We start from the raw sequence: 19,483 nt of genomic DNA on the forward strand, positions 1-19,483 counted from the left end.
TGTAAAAATATTGCTCTCTCATCTTTGGACCAAATAATCTGTATTTTAAAAGACCAAATTAGATGCGCTTACCCTGGATGTAATGGTGGCAGGTTAGCTAATTGAGCTACACTACTTTCATCAAGAGCAAGACTGACGATTTGATGGATATCGCGCTGTTTTGGTAAATATATTTCAGGAGGCTCGGGCAGAGGTAACTTACCTAACTGGTACTTGACAATTGCTTCCCAAACTGAAACTGCACTCAGATAGACCTCATTGTCTGGATCGCGAATTGCATCCCGAACATCTGTTGATAACCGGATATCGCCACTAATGAACCACAAAAAGATGTGGGTATCTAGCAGAATCTTCATTTACCCTCGAATGCACTGAGCATATCTTCGGGCAAAGGAGCATCGAAATCATCTGGAACAGTAAACTCGCCTGCACACAAACCAAATGGTCGCAATTTCTTACTGCTCGGTGTTTCACCAAGTATTTCAACCTCAAGAATTGTCTCTCTAAGATTTGCCCAGTCAAAATTCGCCCCTTGAAGATTCGCGCTTTCAAGATTCGCCCCTTCAAGATCCGCGCTTTCAAAATTCGCCCCTTGAAGATTCGCACTTTCAAGATTCGCCCCTTCCAGATTCGCCCCTTCCAGATTTGCCCCTTCCAGATTTGCCCCTTCCAGATTTGCCCCTTCCAGATCCGCCTCTTGAAGATTCGCCCCTTGAAGATTCGCCCCTTGAAGATTCGCCCTTTCAAGATCCGTGCTTTCAAGATCCGCGCTTTCGAGATTCGCACTTTCGAGATTCGCGTCTTCAAGATTCGCGCCTTGAAGATACCCCCCTTGAAGATTCGCGCTTTCAAGATCAGCCCCTTCAAGATCCGCCCATTCAAGATGCGCCCCTTCCAGATTCGCCCGTTCAAGATGCGCCCCTTCCAGATTGGCAAATGTAAGTTCTGATAATTGAAGATTTGACCCCATAAAACCCGCATGATAAAAATCTCTCATATGCAAAATACATCCTGATAGATCTAAATAGCTCAGGCAATTAAAAGACATGGGATTTGAACGTCCTGTTCTTTGCCCTTGGAGTCTTGCGATTAATGTTCCAAAAGCATCAGGAGAAGGGAAATTAATTTTAGCCAGGTTTTTAGTTAAACGATTAAAAACACCTAAAATAGCCAATAAACTATCTTCTGAATTGCGGGCTTGTCGATTCTCTTCCTGAAAGTTAGGTCTGGGGTCTAGGAGTTCCATTGGCATTCCATGCCGCAGCATGAACCCAATTAGATGACAGAAGGTCTGCTGCCATTTAGCAACATCAGAGGAATCTTGCAGATGCTCCAAGCGCACTTCATCTAGAACAAAGTTGAATAGATATTCATCCATTGCAGATGAGCCACAGAGAATTGCCCAACGTTTTAGCGCCTCGCGTTCATCCCAGCCTTCATCCGGATCTGTCTGGCGGTCTTCTAACTTTTTGTGAATCAGCCGCACCTCTCGCACAATTCGTCTTGCCGTCAGATATTCACCAAAGCTTTTGTGGGTAAATTCAAAAGTCCTTTCACCAGAGTTATTGTTCCCACTTTGACGGAAGTAAAAAGCAGTCAATAAGCGCGTAATGCTAGCTTTGGAATCATCTTGGAAGCCTCTTTGAAAAAGAGTTAAGAGTTTTTTAAGACCACTATTATCACAGTGGCTTTGAATCTCTTTTATAGTAGTAGTTCGTCCATTACCATGCCAGGAAGCTAAAGCAATTTCTTCGAGAATCCGAACAAAATCTTTCTCCTCAATTCCTTTAATCGCAGCGTGTTGAGCGACAGCCCAACCCCGTTCATAAATAGCTTTGAGTAAATCAGCATAGACCGCATTTAGGTTCGTTTCCTCCGACAACTTCAGTGCACCTCGTTGAAGGCTAAGGGCAACTAGGTAATTAAGCAGGGGTTGAGCGGTAATCTCAGTCAGATTTCCTTGGTTTAGCTCTGGCGGTAAACCAGTATACCCACTTCCACTTGCTTTACCATAGTGCTGCCACCAAAGCTGTCGTTGGTCTTCCTCTAGTAACTCTTTGGTATCGACATAGTGCTGCTTGCGGTCATCTGCGGGTAAAAAGTAAGGAAGAACATACAAAATTTGCCCTTCTTTGCGGAAGGCAGTTTCATTTGCCTGTACAACAACTTCTCGACCACTGATCAACACCTGCACACAAGTTTTGTGCTGATTAAATCGCTCTACCTTGCGCTGTACCTCTCCCACAAAATCTTGAGCCGTTTTCTCAGCTATCTTGCCCTGCATGGCTAGTTCATCCAAGCCATCAAAAATAATCAGCAGGCGCTCTTCCCGATGCTCTGCCTCCAAAGGATTGTAGGGCAAAATACGATCGAACTTGACGAATTTTCCAACCGCATCAATCAGATCGTCTGATGGCTCAAAGTGATGTAATGGAATAAACAAAACTCGAATATCTCCCTTCTCTGCTACCTTTGCAGCAAACATTTTGGTTAAAGAAGATTTGCCACTACCGGGGCCACCGCTAATGAGTCGAATAGCATCATCTCGTTTTGCTTTACTTAACCAGCCTTCTAATTCTGCTTCCAACTCAACCACAACTCGTTCCAATTGTCTGCTGCTTCCCATCCTCTCTTCTAGGTCTTCATCTTTCTGCTTTTCTACTTTGCGGTTATAGTAAGCCCGAAGTGGCACAAATACCTGCTTCAAACTGAAGGGTTCCAAAAACATAGGTTCTTCTACCTGTTTTTGCAGCCACGTTGAATAGCGCAACCATGCTTGTAACCGTTCATTGGCTTGAGTAAACGGAGTATCCAGCTTTTCTTGAAGTACCGCATAGTCTTTTGGGCGACTACCCCATTCCTCATGAAGTGCCGCCGCGAAATAAATGGGTAGCCGCTGGCTGATTGCCTTTGCTTCTACCTCAATCAAGCCAGAATGTCTTAGCCACTGGGTAAAAGCTGGTTGAATCACTCCAAGGATCTTATCTTTCTCAGGGTGTTCAAAAAACTTTTTATTGATCGATAAACTACTATTAGCTAAAGCGTCATTAATTTGAGTCTGCAATAATTTGACATTAAACTTCTCGGATTCCAGCTCTTTTTTTTCCTTAACCAGGTTCTTCATTGCTTGGAACAACGAGCGGTAAACGAACAACCAGGCAATTTCTTCAGCACCTGCGGCTAAACCTAATGCACCCAGAGCATCAACTCCATCCGCTGCAAGGCTGTCCCACTTCCCAAAAGCAATATCTGCACCTACTTTGCCTAGTGCCTTAGAAAAATCCTTAAAGTTGACTTCGATCGATTTTTTCAATACCGGAACGGGCTTTTTGATTGAAAGTCCAGACTCATTATTCATATCTTATTCCGCTTTTTAATTACTAGAAAATCTCTGACCCATATACAAGCTATAAGCCAAACCCAAATCCAGTGGTAGAAAAACTCAAAAAATTGAATGCTCAAAAGCTGGTGATATTTCCTTAGCTTACTTCATTTATCGCCCCAAACTCACACCGCGATATAATTCTGCGATCGCGACTTCAAGCTCAATACTCTGAAACAGCGTCACCCAAAGCCTGCCTCAATCCCCACAACTACTTGCTTCCGGCAATAACTACGGTAGCGGACGTTGACGAATTGGATCGCGCTCCACCACCCTAAAGCGTTCCTGAAATTGCAATCCTTCGGTCTGTAATAAATTTAACAATATTGATGCTGATTCTTCCGGCGTGTGAGGACGAAACCGCAAATAAATGACACCTCTTGGCGATCGCAGCCGCAAACGATAAATGAGTTCGCCGTAATTGCGATCGAACGTCAAAATCACCCGTTCCTCATCCGCGGCCCGAGCCAAAACCTCGGAATCCTCAATACCTGGAGAATCCTCGGTAACAGAAGCGACTTCCAGCTCCGCTTGCCGTAGAATTCGTACACTCACGAGTGGAAAATTTTCATTTGCCAGAAACCGCATTAACTTGCCTCAGGAAACAGTAAAGGCGTGTAAAATACGTCTTCTTTGAGGCACTCCGCCGCGAAAGCAAACACAGCTTGTAGAGATTCAGCATTAAGAGTTGGGTAGTTTTCTAGAATTTGTTGCTGCGTCCAACCTTCTGAAAATAGCCCTAGAACGAACTCCACTGATATTCGTGTCCCCTTAATTACAGGCTTGCCAAGCAGAATTTTAGGATTTGAGTGAATGTGTGCTTTCCAGTGCATGATCGGTTCGCCTCTATGGAATTTTCACCTATTAAATCACTACCACTATTTTACCATAAACAAAACCCGCAAAATGCGGGCTTCATTTTAATAATGGCAATTTAACAAAAGGCTACATCACCACTGCACTAATCAAAGTTTGCACATTTTGTACAAGAGCAGTAGTAAAATTATGAGTCGCAGGTAAACTGTCAACCACTATTCCGGCGCACAATAGCATCAGGTACAGAATAGAGTATTTGAAGAGCGATCGCGCAACAATCTTATCCTCGGGAGTCTGCAACAGCAACCAAGCTTTTTGGGCAAAAATAGCACCCAGGAAAATAGCTGTTCCCGCATACACCGCGCCCGCTAAATGCAGGGGATAAACTAGCAGCAAAGTTGCAGGAATCATCAATAGCGTGTAAATCCAAATTTGGCGGGCTGTCTCTTCGTCGCCCTCAATTACGGGTAACATCGGGACGCCTACTTCCTTGTATTCGTCGCGAATCATCATTGCTAATGCCCAAAAATGCGGCGGTGTCCACAGGAATATAATCCCAAACAGCAGCCACGCACCCCAACTCAAATCTCCCGTCACCGCAGCCCACCCAACTAGCGGGGGAATCGCCCCTGCTGCACCGCCGATGACGATGTTTTGCACGCTGTGACGCTTCAGCCAGTGGGTGTAAATTAGGACATAGAAAACGATGCCTGACATTGCTAGCAAAGCAGCTAATAAGTTGGCCACAACTGTCAGCAATGTAAAGGATATTGTAGCTAGGGCGATCGCAAATATCAAAGCATCCCGCTTCTTGACACGCCCGGAAGGAATCGGCCGCCACCGGGTGCGCTCCATAATATAATCGATGTCACTGTCGTAGACACAATTAATCGTATTCGCCGACGCGGAAGCTAAAGCGCCTCCAGTAATAGTTGATACCAGCAATAGCGGGTCTACTTCTCCTTTTGCCGCCATCCACATTCCTGCTGAGGTGGTGATTAGCAGCAGTAAAATAATTCTGGGTTTTGTTAGTTGATAGTAACTTTTCACGACTTGCGAAAAGTTTTCGTGGAGGCGGGGCCTGTCGTTAGTAAGGATTTCTTGCATCGGTTGTAAGCTGTTAGTAATTATTTGCGAATTCGTCATTAGGTTGTAGTGGCGGGTTTTACGAGAAATATTTGCTGTAGCTACAAGGATTAATAAACCCGCCGCCTCTTACTTTAGTCTTATCTCTCAAGCTGATAAAACTCGATCGCGCCAAGCTAAAACACTAAAAGCTATCAGGGTTCCCAGCAAAGCAGCACCGACTGCTTGGTGGGCGACAGTCAGCGGTTCTACCTGAAGGTGCAGCCGGAAAGTTGCTAATCCCAGAACTAATTGAGCAATTAGGCAAACACTCGCCCAATTAGCCAGTTTTCGCAAATTTGGACTCAGTGCAGGCTGCCGCCAAGCCATGACTGCTACGGCTAAAGTCGCTGCTGTAGCTGGTACGATACCCGCGATATGGCTGTTCATTACCGAGCACAATTCTGAGGAGTCCAAACATTGGTGCAGTGCCCATCTAGAGCCTACTAATGCTCCTAGCAAACTTTGCAGGTAAACTAACAATGCTGCGATCGAACTTACCCAAGCCAATTTGCCGACATTTCCTGTAGCTTCGTAGGGTGTCAGCATGAAACCGATGACTAGCAGGGCGCCAAAAAATAGTAAAGCTGTTCCCAAGTGAGCGGTAACGATGTCAAATCTCAGCAGTTGTGTTACTGTCAAGCCGCCCAATACGCCCTGAAAAACGATTAAAAATAGTGCTCCGGCGCTCGCCCAAGGCAGCCATTTTGGCAGGCGGCTGCGGTAAAACAAAGATAGTCCTAAAAGTGCGATCGCGCTCAAGCCAATTGCCGCTGCGTCCAATCGGTGAAACCACTCCAGAAATACCTGCAAATTCATTTGCGCTGCGGGTATTAATTGACCGTAGCACAGCGGCCAGTCGGGGCAAGCGAGCCCCGCATTCATGACTCGCGTGGCGCTGCCTACAGCCATTAACAGCCAGGTTGCGATCGCAATTTTCCACACTAGGCCGCGGATAATATCTTTTGGCTGCCACTGCACTCCTGCTGCTGCGTTTGGCTGATTTAAAACTGAGTTTGCCATGGAATTTACCTTAGCCTTTGTTATCGATCGAACTTAATTAAATATCGAGGTTTTGCTTTGACTGAGCTTAGCCTAGCTTAACACTCTTTTTCTCTGACCAACCGTCATTTTTACTACCTTAGCGACACTTTTATCCAATTAGTTTGTCTTTATAATTTTTTCAACTTTCTTCTTTATATTACAAAAGATGTCCTTTATTTTGTCAAACTTAAAAAAACTTTAATCTTTCCCCGCCCCTGGATAATTAAAAACTCCCCCGCTGTCGAGACTCCAAGGAAAAATAAAGATATAATTAAGAAAAATAATTTAGGTTATGATTGTGATATGAGGGAATCAAAAGTGTTTACAAAAAACTAAACAACATCAAAAAACCTATAAAGTATGATTCGCAACAAACTATATTGAGCTGATTGTTCTACCCTAGTAGTAAAGTATGACTGCAGATAAAACGGCAGTCAACAAGTTAAGCAAGTTATAAGCCAGCGACTCTTTACTCCAGGCTTCGTAGCCGCGAGCAAGCTGTTCAAGGATGCAAAAAAACAATAGAAATGCCAGCTTCCCTGTTGGCCCTAGTTGGCTGCATAGCGATCGCACACTCAGGAGACGCGGTGCCTGAAACAGCACCAGAAATCACACCAGAAATGCCTCCCACCCCCAGCAGCGCCAAATACGGTAAAGGAGTCAAACCCTCAGAGACGGGACAATCCGCAGGCATAGTCAACCTCAGTGGGATCTAAGCTGCTACACAGCTAGATTCTATAATATCCAGATCAAATAAATTAACAACTGCTAAAATATAGGTATATGTCAGCCCACAATCATCTATCTCAAGTATGAGAATTAGCATAATTGCTACATAAATTATTAAATGAAAGAGAACTTGTTATTAAATGCTTTACATCTCATACATTGCTCGTTGCCGAACTTCCTTCCTTCTTTGAATCTAAAACCTAAAATCTAAAATTCTGCAGCCATGTCCCAAAAAAATGAAACCGCTGTTCTGGTATTATCGCTCCTAATTACGATCGGGCTAGCCGGTGCAGGTATTTGGTGGCTGACAAGCCGAGGCGGCATCAATCTCGGAGGTTCATCACCCCAAAATCAGACAATTCCCAAGTCTCCGACGGGGAATTCCCCGCAGTCAGATCAGGCAATTGGGCAGCGTCTGAGTGCCGGACAAAAACTGTTAATTCCAGAGCAAGCCACAACAACCAAACAAGCAGCAGTACAGGCGATCGCATCTGGCAACTATAACGCAGCTATTTCCGACTTACAAGCTTCGCTGAAAACCAATCGCAACGATCCAGAAGCACTAATTTATCTCAATAACGCCCGCATCGGATCTCAAAAATCCTACACAATTGCCACAGCAGTTCCCATTGGCGGCGATATCAATGCTGCTCTAGAAATTATGCGGGGGGTAGCTCAAGCTCAAAATGAAATCAACCAAAGCGGCGGCATTAGCGGCACTCCCTTAAAAGTGGTAATTGCTAACGATGACAACAACCCAGAAATTGCCGCGCAAATTGCCAGTGCTTTAGCAAATAACTCGGAAATTTTAGGAGTAATCGGGCATTTTGCTTCAGATACAACGCTAGCAGCCAGCAAGATTTACCAGCAAAAACAATTAGTAGCAATTTCTCCGACAAGTACGTCTGTGCAGCTCTCAGGAGTTGGCAACAATATATTTCGGACAGTGCCGAGCGATCGGTTTGCTGCTAATGCTCTTTCCCGCTATATGGTGGGAAAATTGCAAAAGCAAAAAGCTGCTGTATTTTTTAATTCTGCCAGCAGTTACAGCAAATCTTTAAAAGATGAATTCACTACTGCTGTTTACGGAGATGGAGGACAAATAGTAAGCGAAGTTGACTTTGCTAAGGGCAATTTTAATGCCGCCGAGAGCGTTAAAAGTGCGATCGCCCAAGGAGCAGAAGTGATTATGTTAGCATCCAATTCAGCCACGCTCGACCAAGCTTTGCAAGTAGTGCAAGTAAACGCCAAACGGCTGCCGTTACTCGCAGGAGACGATGCTTATACTGCTAAAACACTGCAAATCGGTGGTGCAGCAGCAACAGATATGGTGCTGGCTGTTCCTTGGCACATTCTGGCAGATCCGCAGTCAAACTTTCCCCAAACATCCAAACAACTTTGGAATGCTGAAGTAAGTTGGCGCACAGCTTTAGCCTACGATGCGGCGATCGCGTTAATTGCCGGTTTAGGGCGCAATCCGACTCGTACAGGTATTCAACAAGCTTTATCGGCGTCTGATTTTTCGGCAAAAGGAGCATCGGGGCCCATTCGATTTTTACCTTCGGGCGATCGTAATCGCGCCGTTCAATTAGTAACTGTCAAACCCGGAAATCGCACGAGTTACGGTTACGACTTTGTACCCATATCCGGTTTGTAAACTATTGGCGATCGCCAAATGTAGGTTATAATATTTATTGTTAAGTTCTAGGGCTGGTCAAGCAGAAAGGCTTACAAAATGAGTAGTTATATCAAATCCGCTTGCCTGGGAATTCATATTACGCACAATCAGGAAACGGCACTGCCGTTTCCCTACAATTAATCGGGTGAGACTTACATCTCTCATTACGTGTTCTTGATTATTTGCGCGTAGGGAAACGGCATTGCCCATAGGTGTCAACTTAAGCTTTTAGTCCATCAATCCTCCCGCCTACCCGTCAGTCCGCCAGGGGTTGAAACCCCTGTCTAATAGCTAAAGTCCTCTGAAGAGGACTGATATCAATTCCGGTTACACTCCTTATGATGGGGAGTGGGGGAATGTGGAATTGCGCGACCTTGACTTTATCATTCCCACCCAACCGGAAACGATATGAGAATAAAAATTTTTAAACTCATTAGTCCTCTTCAGAGGACTTTAGCTTTGAGGCAGGGAATTCATTCCCTGTCGGACTGTCGGACTACTCAGTATCATTCGGGTGCAACCGGAAACAATAGGACACTGACACTGCCGCAACTAAATTCTCGCATACTTACTTCTGTTTGATTACTACCAAAGTAATGTCATCAAATACTTTTTGCTCCCCGATGTATCGCCGCACGTCGTCAATAATAGCTTGCTTGATTTCTGCTGCTGACTTTTCCCTGTTAAGGGCAACAATTTCAATCATTGGCTCAATACCGTATTCCTTTTGATTCATATCAAAAGCTTCAGTAATTCCATCTGTGTAGAGTACGACAACATCCCCGGAATTTAACTGTATTTCAGTAGTCGCAATGAAATCGGCAATATCTGGTTCCAAGGCTATGGGAAAGCCTAACTCCATGGTATCAATCCGCTCTACTTCGCCACTAGAACGCACGACAATCACCTCTTCGTGCTGTCCGCTCAAACGCAGGATGTTGTCCCCCCGATATTCCAGCAAAGAAAGGCTCATACTTTTACCGCAATTCATGCGCTCTACGTTGTCAAAAAGCGTTTGGTTGACTGTCTGCAATAATTTAACTGGGTCGGTTTCATTGTGAACCAACAAAGTGCGAATTGCTGTTTGCGCCATAATCATTAACACGCCACTTTCTAAACCGTGTCCTGTCACGTCGCCGATGCCAATTGTGGCTTTACCGCCGTGATGGAGTACGTCGTAGTAGTCGCCGCCAACTTCATCAGCCGGTTCCATGAATGCAGCAATTTCTAACCCTTCAATTGACTCTAATTCCTGCTGTTGAGGCAAAATCATTTGTTGCAGGCGGCGGGTTACGTCTAGTTCGGCACTCATGCGAATATTTTCTACTTTTAGCCGTTCGTTCAAACTCAATATTTCTTTATTAGCTTGGGCTAATTCTGCGGTACGGTCTTCTACTTTTTGCTCTAAAGTTCGGTTGTAATCTTCTAATTGTTCGTAGAGACTTGCATTTTCAATTGAGATCGCAGCTTGAGCCGCAATGATTTTTAAAGTTTCCACTCTTTCCGAGGTAAATGCGCCGATCGCCAAATTATTTTCTAAATATAGAATACCACCTAGTTTGCCTTGATTGAGTAGGGGAGTGCAGAGAATCGATTTGGGTTGAGTAGCGGTAATGTAAGAATCCCCAGTAAATAGTCCTTCATCGGTGGCGTTATTTAATACTACATTTTCGTGGCTGCGAGCGACGTAGTTAACGATGGCGGTTGATAGGAGGGGAATTCCAGTTGCAGGATCTACAGAATCTACGGGAATGGATTGCATAATGGTAATGATCTCGCATTCTACTGCTGCTTCCGCTTCAATCGCCCAATTTCCGCCTTGATCCAGAATCAGAAAACCTTTTTGGGCGCCTGCGTTTTCAATCACAGTTTTCATCACCTGGTTTAACAATTGTTCGAGAACGATTTCACCGGAGATAGCTTGGGATGCTTTCATTACTGCGGCAAAATCTAGCGCTTCGCCGGAATTGCTACCAGTTGTGGTGATTGGATTGATGATATTATTTTCAGTATCTGTTCGGGTTGAACTAAGCGACTGAATGGCTAAAAATTGCGGGTATCGCGCTTCCAAATCTTTGACTTTAGCTACAGCCCCCCAACGCTGATAGGCATAGTGGGCATCTTGCAGGTAGTGACGGGCAACATGATTTTGATTTCTGGCTAAATAAAACCTGCCTGCTAGTTCGTAGGCGAGGGCTTCTTCGTTGAGATATTCATTTTCGCGGGCTAAGATGATGGCCTTATCGTAATATTCTCTGGCATCCTTATCGTTACCTAATACGCGATCGCGTTCCGCTTCGACTAGATAGAATTTGTGCAGGTAATTCATGGGAGCCTGCTTTGCCCATGTTTCCATTTTTTCTTGTTTAGCAGCCACCTTTCTCAGGATTTCTTCTCTTTCCGTCTCTGAGGAATTAGGATAGAGCGCTAGTCGGGCTAACATATCATACAAATAGACAACAGGGAGAATAAAAAAGGAGCCTGCATTAGCTGAGTATTCTTCAAAGCGGTCTGCATTCTCCACAGCTTGCTGAAATTCCTCGAAAAGATAACAGAAGATAACTTTATGGGAATAAACGTGCATGAGTGCAGTGCGATCGCCACTTTCTTGATGAACTGCTATCATCTTTTGTTCGTCGTATACTTCACCAATCAAACAGCACGGATTTTCTACTTGTTCCGCCAAGTTCAGGATCGCCTGCATAAATATTTGACACCAATGAATGTATGCTTCCTGTTTAGTTTGATAAGTAACTTCCAGGGCTTTCGCCATTTCTTTCTTGGCATCGATCAGCTCTACACCGCTGAGGTACAAAGCGTAAGCATAGCACTGCCTAACACTAGCAGTATATTCAAGATCTCCATTTTCTATCGCACTTTGATAAGCTTCCATGCAAAAAGAAGATGTGTCTCTGAGAGGTTCATTCCAATGCTTGATAAATCCCATATATATTACATAAATTCTTGCTTTGAATGTTTGATCTTTGAATCGTTCTAGTACGTTCAAAGCAAGTTTTCCAAACTGATAGCCAGCGTCAAGCTCTCCTGACGAGCAAAGGATCAGCCCATAACCTATATAGGGATAAGCAGAGCTAGCAGAATTACCATACTGAATCGATAACTTCACCTGTCGGCACCAAATTAACAAGCTCAGTTGATTAATTGCTACGAACGCAGGACTCAACAAGTAGTTCATCACCCGTATAGCTGCTAGTTTATACGGGTCGGTCATTGGCGGTAAGTCGATTAGATCCTGGGCTTGCCTACCCGCTAAAGCAGATTTTATCTGCTCCATCTCTTGTGCCAGATCGGATTGGTTCGGTCGTTGCGGTAATTCTACCCCAAGTAATTTCAGAACTTCTAGCCCAATGTCGATCGCCTCTAGGAATTTAGTTTGGGCGCAATAAGCTTGCATCTTGACTTCATAGACTTTGACTTTTTCTAACAGCGTTTGGGCTTTTTGCAAAACTACCCCAGCTAAGCGCTCCATTTCATCGTAGTTAGCAATTGTATAAGCTGTTTCTGCTGCTTCTAAATACAAATCTAAGGTAAGGTTGTACTGCTGCGACCAACTCTTGTTATTTAACAAAATTAAGCCGATCTGAAGGTAATTGAAAGCTGGTTGGCTAGCTGCTGAAGATTTGGCTTTTTTACCTGCCTGTAAGTTGAATTGGGCTAACTCGTATCGCTCTATTTGTCGATCTATCAGCGCTCGGCCTTTGTTCAACTGATTGACAATATCAAACAGCTTCTGTGCCACTTCTTCAGATGGTGTATTTTGGAGTAACAACCTGCCCACGCGCAGATGTACTGACTGTCTATCAGGTTCGGAGATGAGAGAGTAAACTGCTTGTTGAATGCGATCGTGAGAAAATTTGTATTCTGCAACTAACTGATCTGACAAACCTGCTACATCAAGTTCCGCCAACTGATAAGCATGGCTGAGGGGTATAATTAGACCAGATTGGAGTGCTGACCGTAAATCTGTTGCTGTTTCTTGGAGAGATTTTTCATAGATAATCGCCAGTGTTTTCAAGTCAAACTGATTTCCTACGCAAGCTGCTAACTTTAACACGGCCTGAGTTGCTGTCGGAAGTTTTTTTAAATTTTTGGTCGTTAGTTCTAAAACGTTATCTGTAAGCGGTTGTGCTTTGATTTGTTCTAAGTCCCACTGCCATTTCTGAGATTGGTAGTTAAAATCCAACAATGCTTCAGAATGCAGTGATTTTAAGAATTCATTGATAAAAAACGGATTACCACCAGTTTTTTGCTGGAGCAATTCGGCAAGTGGCTTAGCATTTTTTGATTCCGCAAAAAGCGTCTCAACTAAAAGTTGCGTAATATCCGTTAAGACTAAAGGTGCCAGCAATATTTTATTGATGGTTGTTACTTTTGCTTTGGCAATATTTTCCAAAATTTGAGTTAGCGGATGCGCCTCGGTTACTTCATTATCGCGATAGGCACTCATGAGAAATAGATATTTATTATCTGCTACTGTCATCAGCAGTTGAATTAATTCCAGCGATGCTATATCTGCCCACTGTAAGTCGTCTAAGAAAATTACTAATGGATGTTCGGGCTGAGTAAATGTATTAATAAATTTTTGCAAAACCCGATTAAAGCGATTTCTCTGTTCTGCTGGCGGGAGATCTGGTAGGGGTGGTTGGGAACCAATAATTAGTTCTACTTCAGGAATAACTTCAACGATTACCGCACTAGCTTGCCCTAATTCCGCTTGTAACTTCTCTCGCCACTTGCTAATTTCTGCATCACTTTCTGTTAGTAACTGCCGTACTAACGAACGAAATGCCTGAATTAAGGATGCGTAGGGAGTATCTCGTTGAAACTGGTCAAACTTACCAGAAATAAAATAACCGCGTTGACGAGTTAGCGGCTTATATATCTCCTGGATTAATACTGTTTTTCCAATCCCAGAATATCCAGAAACCAGCATCATTTCACTGGTTCCTTGACTAACTCGCTCAAAAGCAGCTAATAAGGCAGAAATTTCCCGTTCTCGCCCGTACAGTTTTTGGGGAATTTGAAATCGATCGGAAATATTGTGCCGAGCGATTGGGAAAGGGTCAATTTGCTCTTTGCTCTGCCACTGTCTGAGACATTCTTGTAAATCTGCCTTTATTTGATATGCTGACAAGTAGCGTTCCTCAGCATTTTTTGCCATTAATTTCAACACAATGGTCGAAATAATAGGTGGAACTTCTGGTTTGACTTCGTGCGGTGGGATAGGTTGTTTAGCAATATGACAATGCACTAATTCCAAAACCTCATTCGTGGGGAAAGGTAACTGTCCGGTTAGTAATTCATAAAAAGTTATCCCCAGCGAGTAAAAATCAGTGCGGTAATCGATTCTTCGATTCATGCGACCTGTTTGTTCTGGCGAGAGATAAGCTAGCGTTCCTTCTAATACGTTCGGGTTGCGAAAGGTTGGGTTTTCTCGCGACAGTGTTGTGCAAATGCCAAAATCAATTAGCTTCAGCTTACCTGTCTGCTGATTTAAAACAATATTTGATGGGTTAATATCTTTATGAATAATGTGCTGCTGGTGAACCTGACCGAGAATGTCAACAATCTCAATTGCCAGATGGAGAAATTCAGCAATTGTAAATTGTTTCTTAGCGATTATCTGATTGAGGGATTCGGCACCAAAATCTTCTAACTCAATTACCCACTGATTTTCTAGGTTTTGGAAGCTGTAAACATCTATTACGCCTGGTAAGTTAATGTTTTGGGTTATTTCATACTCTCGCTTAAACCAGGCAATTTTTTCAGGTGAAGGATAGGCTTGTTTGAGCATTTTGAGGATAACAGGCCGATTGTCTGCTTGCCGATATCCGCGATAGACTAACGAGTTACTGCTTTCATGCAGTTTTTCAGTAATTTGGTAATTTTGCATAGTTAGGTTTTGAGGATAAAAAACCGCAACAAGTGCGGTTTGAGCTTGTGAAATATCAATCTACTTTCTAAAAGTGCATAAAATTATGAGTGATCTGGCTGCTGTTGTAAATTCCACAGTTGTCGTTGTAGGCGATCGCCATAAATTCCGGCAGAGATGGGGGAGTTTTGCAACACTTGCTCTGGAGTGACATCCCCACGCCCGATATGATAAAGACCTACCCGTACTCAATAGGTATTCCTGTTTACAAAACCCGTCAGTTGCTGGGCATCTTCCGCTGACCAATCCAGTCCTTGCCGTTTCGCCCAATCCTACACTTGCTCGCTTTTAAATGGCCGTAGCCCCACATTAAACGCCGATTTATTCGCACTCAGCGGGATATACAGCTTAGTGGAGTGTACCACGACTAACCGGAGTTTTCGCCCAATTCCCCGATTTTTGGCTTCAGGAGTGCCAAGTTCGCAAAAGTCCGCAAAAGTCGATCGTCAAATTGGGATAGGCAAAACAAGCGATCGATATCGCCTCAAGCTAACACTAAAAGTTTGGTTGTTGAGAGTAGCAAATACTGCTGGAATTACATCTTGCAGCTAACCAGGATGCCAAATAGCTACTCCCCATATTCTGCTATTTGATTGCCCAGTTGCAAACCCAAACCGACGTTGGCGCAGAACGACCCCAAGAATTTATCCAAATCTTGAAAATTCTCTCTATTTGCTAACTGAAAATGTATAAAAATTTTTGCACCATTACTTAAAAGAGATGAGGTAAGATTCTCTAAAAATTCCTCAGCCTTCATCTGCTGATATTTGGGGTGAAAATTTCCCAACTAGGAGAAGTTCACTCTAAAGTTGCGAAACTGCGATCGGTCTAACTGACCTATTCCTCTCAAAAACAGCCCTCGGTTTCAAAGCAATTCTCAACAATAGCCACAGCGATCGCCATTCTCCGGGAGTTTCCTGCCGCTGCCACTGGCCCGGGCGACAGTACAGCATTTCGATCAAACAGCGGTGCTGGCTAATATTCAGGCGATCGAACGCAATTCGCACAGTCGGAAATTCCACAAAATTGCACTCTGTTGCATCCCGAAAACTCGACTCCAACTGAGATTTCTCGCTCACCAACTCAATCCTAGCCACAGGAATAGAACAGTTCTCTTCCATAATTTTCAGAGTCGCCGAATCGCAATCAATCAAACCTTTGGCCAAACGACGCTCAGTGCCTAACTCAACAACAGACGGCGCTAGCGATCCCCTTGCTTTGACTGCTGCAGTGTGAGGGAGCGCTTTTATTTTACCCTGGGATAAGCTTGTCTCAAAGGCATATTTTGGCAAAATCTCTGCTGCTGTCAAACTTTCTTTACTGCCTTTATTTTTCACCGCAAAACTTGGCCACTGCGTCAAAGCAACTTCCGCGCCACTTTCCGAAATTACAGTGGTTACACCCCACAAACTTTGACCGCCAATATTCAATTGTACAACCCTGCGTAAATTGAACCATTCGTAAATGTCCGGCTTAGGAATATCCACCAAAATCAGCAATGCAATGCCGATCATCAGCAGGTTGTACCCGCTCCAAATCCATCCCAAACTCATTCCTTTTGACAAATGAACACTTTCTGATATTGACTGTACGCTGCCAACATTTTTAACTAAATTAATGTTTAAATTGTGCCACAAACTGAATGCTGTAGCTGCGAATAAGACAATCAAAGGCCATCCCAAATTCCAGTTAAAACGAAAGCGATCGCTCGCCATTCCTTTTGGAGTCACCTGAAACCCTTTCCCAAAGGGGTTCAGCATGGAACTCACCACCGTCACGGCTAAAGGAATACACTGGACGAACGAATAAATATCCGAAAGCAAAGCCGATCCCGATCTGCGGTTCAGCCAAGAAAACACAGTAAGTTGCACCAAATAGTAAGGCAGGAAAAAGTACAGCAATTCCCGCGCACTTGCCCGCAAAGGAATTATGTCGAAAAACGAATAACCTAAAGGTATCAACAGATATAAAACCTTGGTTAAACTGGTAAACCAGTGCAGCAATCCTTCCAAATGAGACAGCCTTTGTACGAATGTGAGACCGCGAATTGTTAAAGGATTAGAATCAATAAAAAATGCCTGAAGCGTGCCTCGCGCCCAGCGTAGCCTTTGATTTAGATGAGCCTCTATATTTTCAGCCGCCAAACCAGCACTCAATTTTTCATCTAAATAAACTAAGCGATATCCGGTTGCCGACAGCCGAATCCCGGTAAAATAATCTTCGCAGATTGAATCTGTGACCAAGCCTCCCGCTGCTTCTAAAGCACTCCGCCTCACTACAAAAGATGTACCGCAACAAACCACGCTGTCGGCGCTGTCTTTGATGATTTCAATTTGCCGGTAAAAGATTTCTTCTTCCGGCGCGAGCACATTTTCTAAACCTAAATTACGGGAGATGGGGTCGTGGTTGTAAAAGCTTTGCGGTGTTTGAACGAGGGCGATTTCGGGATTTTGAAAAAATCCAACTGTGCGAGTTAAAAAGTTTTTAGTGGGGATAAAATCTGCATCGAAAACTACAATTAGTTCTCCATTAGTAAGGGCTGTGGCATGGTTAATGTTTCCAGCTTTGGCGTGAATATTATCGGGTCTGGTTATATACTCGCATCCCAGTTCTTTTGCCAGCAACTTGATTTCTGGGCGTTTGGTATCGTCGAGCAAATATACTTTTTTGTTGGGATAATCTAATGCTTGACAGCCGATTACAGTGCGCCGTAAAATAAAAGCCGGTTCGTTGTAAGTTGGGATAAAAATATCTACGGGCGGGGTGAAGTTTCCAGCTTCAACTGCAACTGCCATGCGATCGGCTTCTCGACGCCGGTCTTTCATTCTCAGCATTAAATACAGTTGAATACTGGTATTGAAAACCAGAAGCATTTCTAGGAAAAACAGCCCCAAACTAAAGATACCGTTGAGGGGATCGGTTAAATTGAGAGTAGCGAGCGATCGCCATAAAACGTAGCGAATGGTTAAAGCCAGAACTATTGCAACTACTACAGCGCGCGACCATTTCTGCGGTTGAGGCGAAATTTTAATTGCAGCTAAAGCAACGGAGACAAGCGCGATCGTCGGCACTAACAAATACATCTTGCTCGTAGCAGGCACTTGCAGCCACACAGGCGGGTTTTGCTGCCAACTGTTGATTGTGGCAAAAATACCGCTGACTGTACCTTCGCGGGCAAACCAGGCTGCGGCGATCGCACCTGCGAAAGCAACCACCCCCAACACGACTAGCGTTGCCGTCGGCACCCGCGAAATCCGCCAAAAGCGGCGTTTCAAGTCTTGAAGATCAAATCTTGAAGTTGTCATAAAATAATTTTAAAGTCCCGATCGTGCCTACAACAGTAACGGTTTCCTGCTGTCCACTTTTTAATTCAGTTGAAAATTCCGATACACCCCAATTATTATATTTACATTTTTTAACATTCTGACCATTGTATGATAATTCATCTTGCTTGGTGTTGCCAAACTTCTTAGCGAGTCCAAACCTGGCAAAATATAGCAGAAGGAAGAAGGAAAAAGCCTTTAGTTATCGTCGCGAGAGAAGTCAATCGATTTTAGATTTTAGATTTTAGATTTTAGATTTTAGATGCAAGCATTGACCCCACGGATAAATTCGGGGGCTTGTATCCTGGATGCTTTCGGTCAGAAACACTCTTCGGCAAGGATTTCAGCAATTAAGAACCTCCTAAGTTACCTTTTGCTGACATTGCTGCAAAAGGCTTTCGGGCCTGTTCCACAATAAAAAATTTTTATTGTGGGCCGTTTCTCGGACGCCACCCCTAAAAAGGTTATTGAAAATGCTGCCACATCTGAGCCTAACCGTCGGGCGCGCTTGCTATAGTTCAAAAAAAATTATCTTGTCTACAAACCAAATAGGATTGCTATATCAAACTATAGCAATCCAGAGAATTTAGCAATTAGACGAATTTTACATCTAACTAAAGGTAGATTAATTTTATATGAATTTAAAAAAAATTACCGCTATCACAGCCCAAAAACCCAGCCATCACAGAACTAATCAGCAATTTCTAATTGCGAGATTGCATAGCGGGCGACAGCCAAACTAACTCTGGCTTGTTCTATTTCCGACAATTGGATCCAAGGTCTTTTAGTAGCCATGACTAATTCCCCCCCTTCCGAATCAACATCTCGCATGGCATAAGCCAAAGGACGTGCCAACACCTGCAAATCTTCCTCAGCCCACTGAGGCAAAATATCTAAGACGCACTCTACCATTTGGTCAGCTAAAGATTGACACTTAACAGTTGCGTTTTGCACGCTTTGAGCGATGCTGGCCAGAAAATCTTGAGGAACGCGAGCAAATTTCTCGCGCAAAGACTTTTGCAGAGCCGTCGTCAGCCAAACTTGTTCTAATTGCGAGAATAAAACTTGCGACTTCAGGGCAATATCGCTGTCGCTGAATGAATCAGATAGCGCAAATTCCTGCTCTAGGGCAGTTAAATAAGATTCGGATTCAAGCTGTGCAGGATTCCAGGGATAAGCAACATCAGTCTGAACTATTGTGGCGAGAAGTTCCATCTGGGCTTGAGTTTGTGAGTCGCGAAAATATTGAGAGTCAGGAGATTGGGTAGCCATGATGTAATACCTCAGGGGGAAAAGGAAAAGACAGAAGGGGGACTGTGCCAAGAGCGGCGTTGCGAGCTATCAGTGGTAAGTAACTCTTTTAAATTCAGACTGGAGACTCAACGCCCAGAACTTTGCTGTGCAACTCGCCCATTGCCTTCATTAGCTACACC

At 43.9% G+C, this 19,483-nt stretch carries 12 protein-coding genes and 1 pseudogene; 2 read left to right on the forward strand and 11 right to left on the reverse strand.

The annotated features are described in order from the left end of the window. Positions 1 to 68: 68 nt before the first annotated feature. The 6 genes from QUA04_RS20115 to QUA04_RS20140 form a co-directional block, all read right to left on the reverse strand. Positions 69 to 356 carry a type II toxin-antitoxin system VapC family toxin gene (locus QUA04_RS20115; RefSeq protein ID WP_333259729.1) on the reverse strand — a complete coding sequence of 96 codons (288 nt, stop codon included), beginning with the start codon at positions 354 to 356 and terminating at the stop codon, positions 69 to 71. Next, positions 353 to 3,358 (reverse strand): pentapeptide repeat-containing protein, encoded by a 3,006-nt coding sequence (locus tag QUA04_RS20120; RefSeq protein WP_333259732.1) that lies wholly within the window; start codon positions 3,356 to 3,358, stop codon positions 353 to 355. Before QUA04_RS20120 ends, QUA04_RS20115 begins: the two co-directional genes overlap by 4 nt. Before the next feature lie 255 nt (positions 3,359 to 3,613). After that, complete coding sequence (locus QUA04_RS20125) at positions 3,614 to 3,970, reverse strand: DUF5615 family PIN-like protein (RefSeq protein ID WP_333259734.1); 357 nt, start codon at positions 3,968 to 3,970, stop codon at positions 3,614 to 3,616. Next, a complete protein-coding gene (locus QUA04_RS20130; RefSeq protein WP_333259737.1) occupies positions 3,970 to 4,215 on the reverse strand; it encodes a DUF433 domain-containing protein in 246 nt (81 codons plus the stop codon). The genes QUA04_RS20125 and QUA04_RS20130 overlap by 1 nt, the downstream gene beginning before the upstream one ends. A 112-nt stretch (positions 4,216 to 4,327) precedes the next feature. Further along, positions 4,328 to 5,305 (reverse strand): heme o synthase, encoded by a 978-nt coding sequence (locus tag QUA04_RS20135; RefSeq protein ID WP_333259774.1) that lies wholly within the window; start codon positions 5,303 to 5,305, stop codon positions 4,328 to 4,330. Positions 5,306 to 5,431: 126 nt separating this feature from the next. Next, on the reverse strand, positions 5,432 to 6,346 hold the full coding sequence (locus QUA04_RS20140; protein ID WP_333134041.1) for a heme A synthase: 915 nt from the start codon (positions 6,344 to 6,346) through the stop codon (positions 5,432 to 5,434). A 548-nt stretch (positions 6,347 to 6,894) separates the two neighbouring features. On the opposite strand from QUA04_RS20140, the gene QUA04_RS20145 reads away from it, so the two are divergent. Beyond that, positions 6,895 to 7,083: a hypothetical protein gene (locus QUA04_RS20145; RefSeq protein WP_333259740.1), complete on the forward strand. Its 189-nt coding sequence runs from the start codon at positions 6,895 to 6,897 to the stop codon at positions 7,081 to 7,083. 236 nt (positions 7,084 to 7,319) lie between these two features. Then, positions 7,320 to 8,753, forward strand: a complete 1,434-nt coding sequence (locus tag QUA04_RS20150; RefSeq protein WP_333259741.1) for an ABC transporter substrate-binding protein — start codon at positions 7,320 to 7,322, stop codon at positions 8,751 to 8,753. Positions 8,754 to 9,342: 589 nt separating this feature from the next. Here the strand turns inward: QUA04_RS20150 and QUA04_RS20155 are convergent. The 5 genes and pseudogenes from QUA04_RS20155 to QUA04_RS20165 all read right to left on the reverse strand — a co-directional run bounded on the left by QUA04_RS20155 (position 9,343) and on the right by QUA04_RS20165 (position 19,322). Further along, entirely contained in the window at positions 9,343 to 14,688 is a 5,346-nt protein-coding gene (locus tag QUA04_RS20155) for an AAA family ATPase (RefSeq protein ID WP_333259745.1), read from the reverse strand. A gap of 83 nt (positions 14,689 to 14,771) precedes the next feature. Next, a pseudogene (locus tag QUA04_RS29995) lies at positions 14,772 to 15,122 on the reverse strand (AAA-like domain-containing protein); the annotation flags it as partial. Between the two features lie 173 nt (positions 15,123 to 15,295). After that, complete coding sequence (locus tag QUA04_RS30000) at positions 15,296 to 15,484, reverse strand: AAA-like domain-containing protein (protein ID WP_445242346.1); 189 nt, start codon at positions 15,482 to 15,484, stop codon at positions 15,296 to 15,298. Positions 15,485 to 15,530: 46 nt separating this feature from the next. Further along, complete coding sequence (locus QUA04_RS20160) at positions 15,531 to 18,032, reverse strand: glycosyltransferase (protein ID WP_333259748.1); 2,502 nt, start codon at positions 18,030 to 18,032, stop codon at positions 15,531 to 15,533. Between the two features lie 708 nt (positions 18,033 to 18,740). Continuing rightward, a complete protein-coding gene (locus tag QUA04_RS20165) occupies positions 18,741 to 19,322 on the reverse strand; it encodes a hypothetical protein (RefSeq protein WP_333259751.1) in 582 nt (193 codons plus the stop codon). Positions 19,323 to 19,483: the final 161 nt, after the last annotated feature.

It is taken from the genome of Microcoleus sp. S13_C5 (assembly GCF_036700845.1).
Taxonomy (GTDB): Bacteria; Cyanobacteriota; Cyanobacteriia; order Cyanobacteriales; family Microcoleaceae; genus Microcoleus.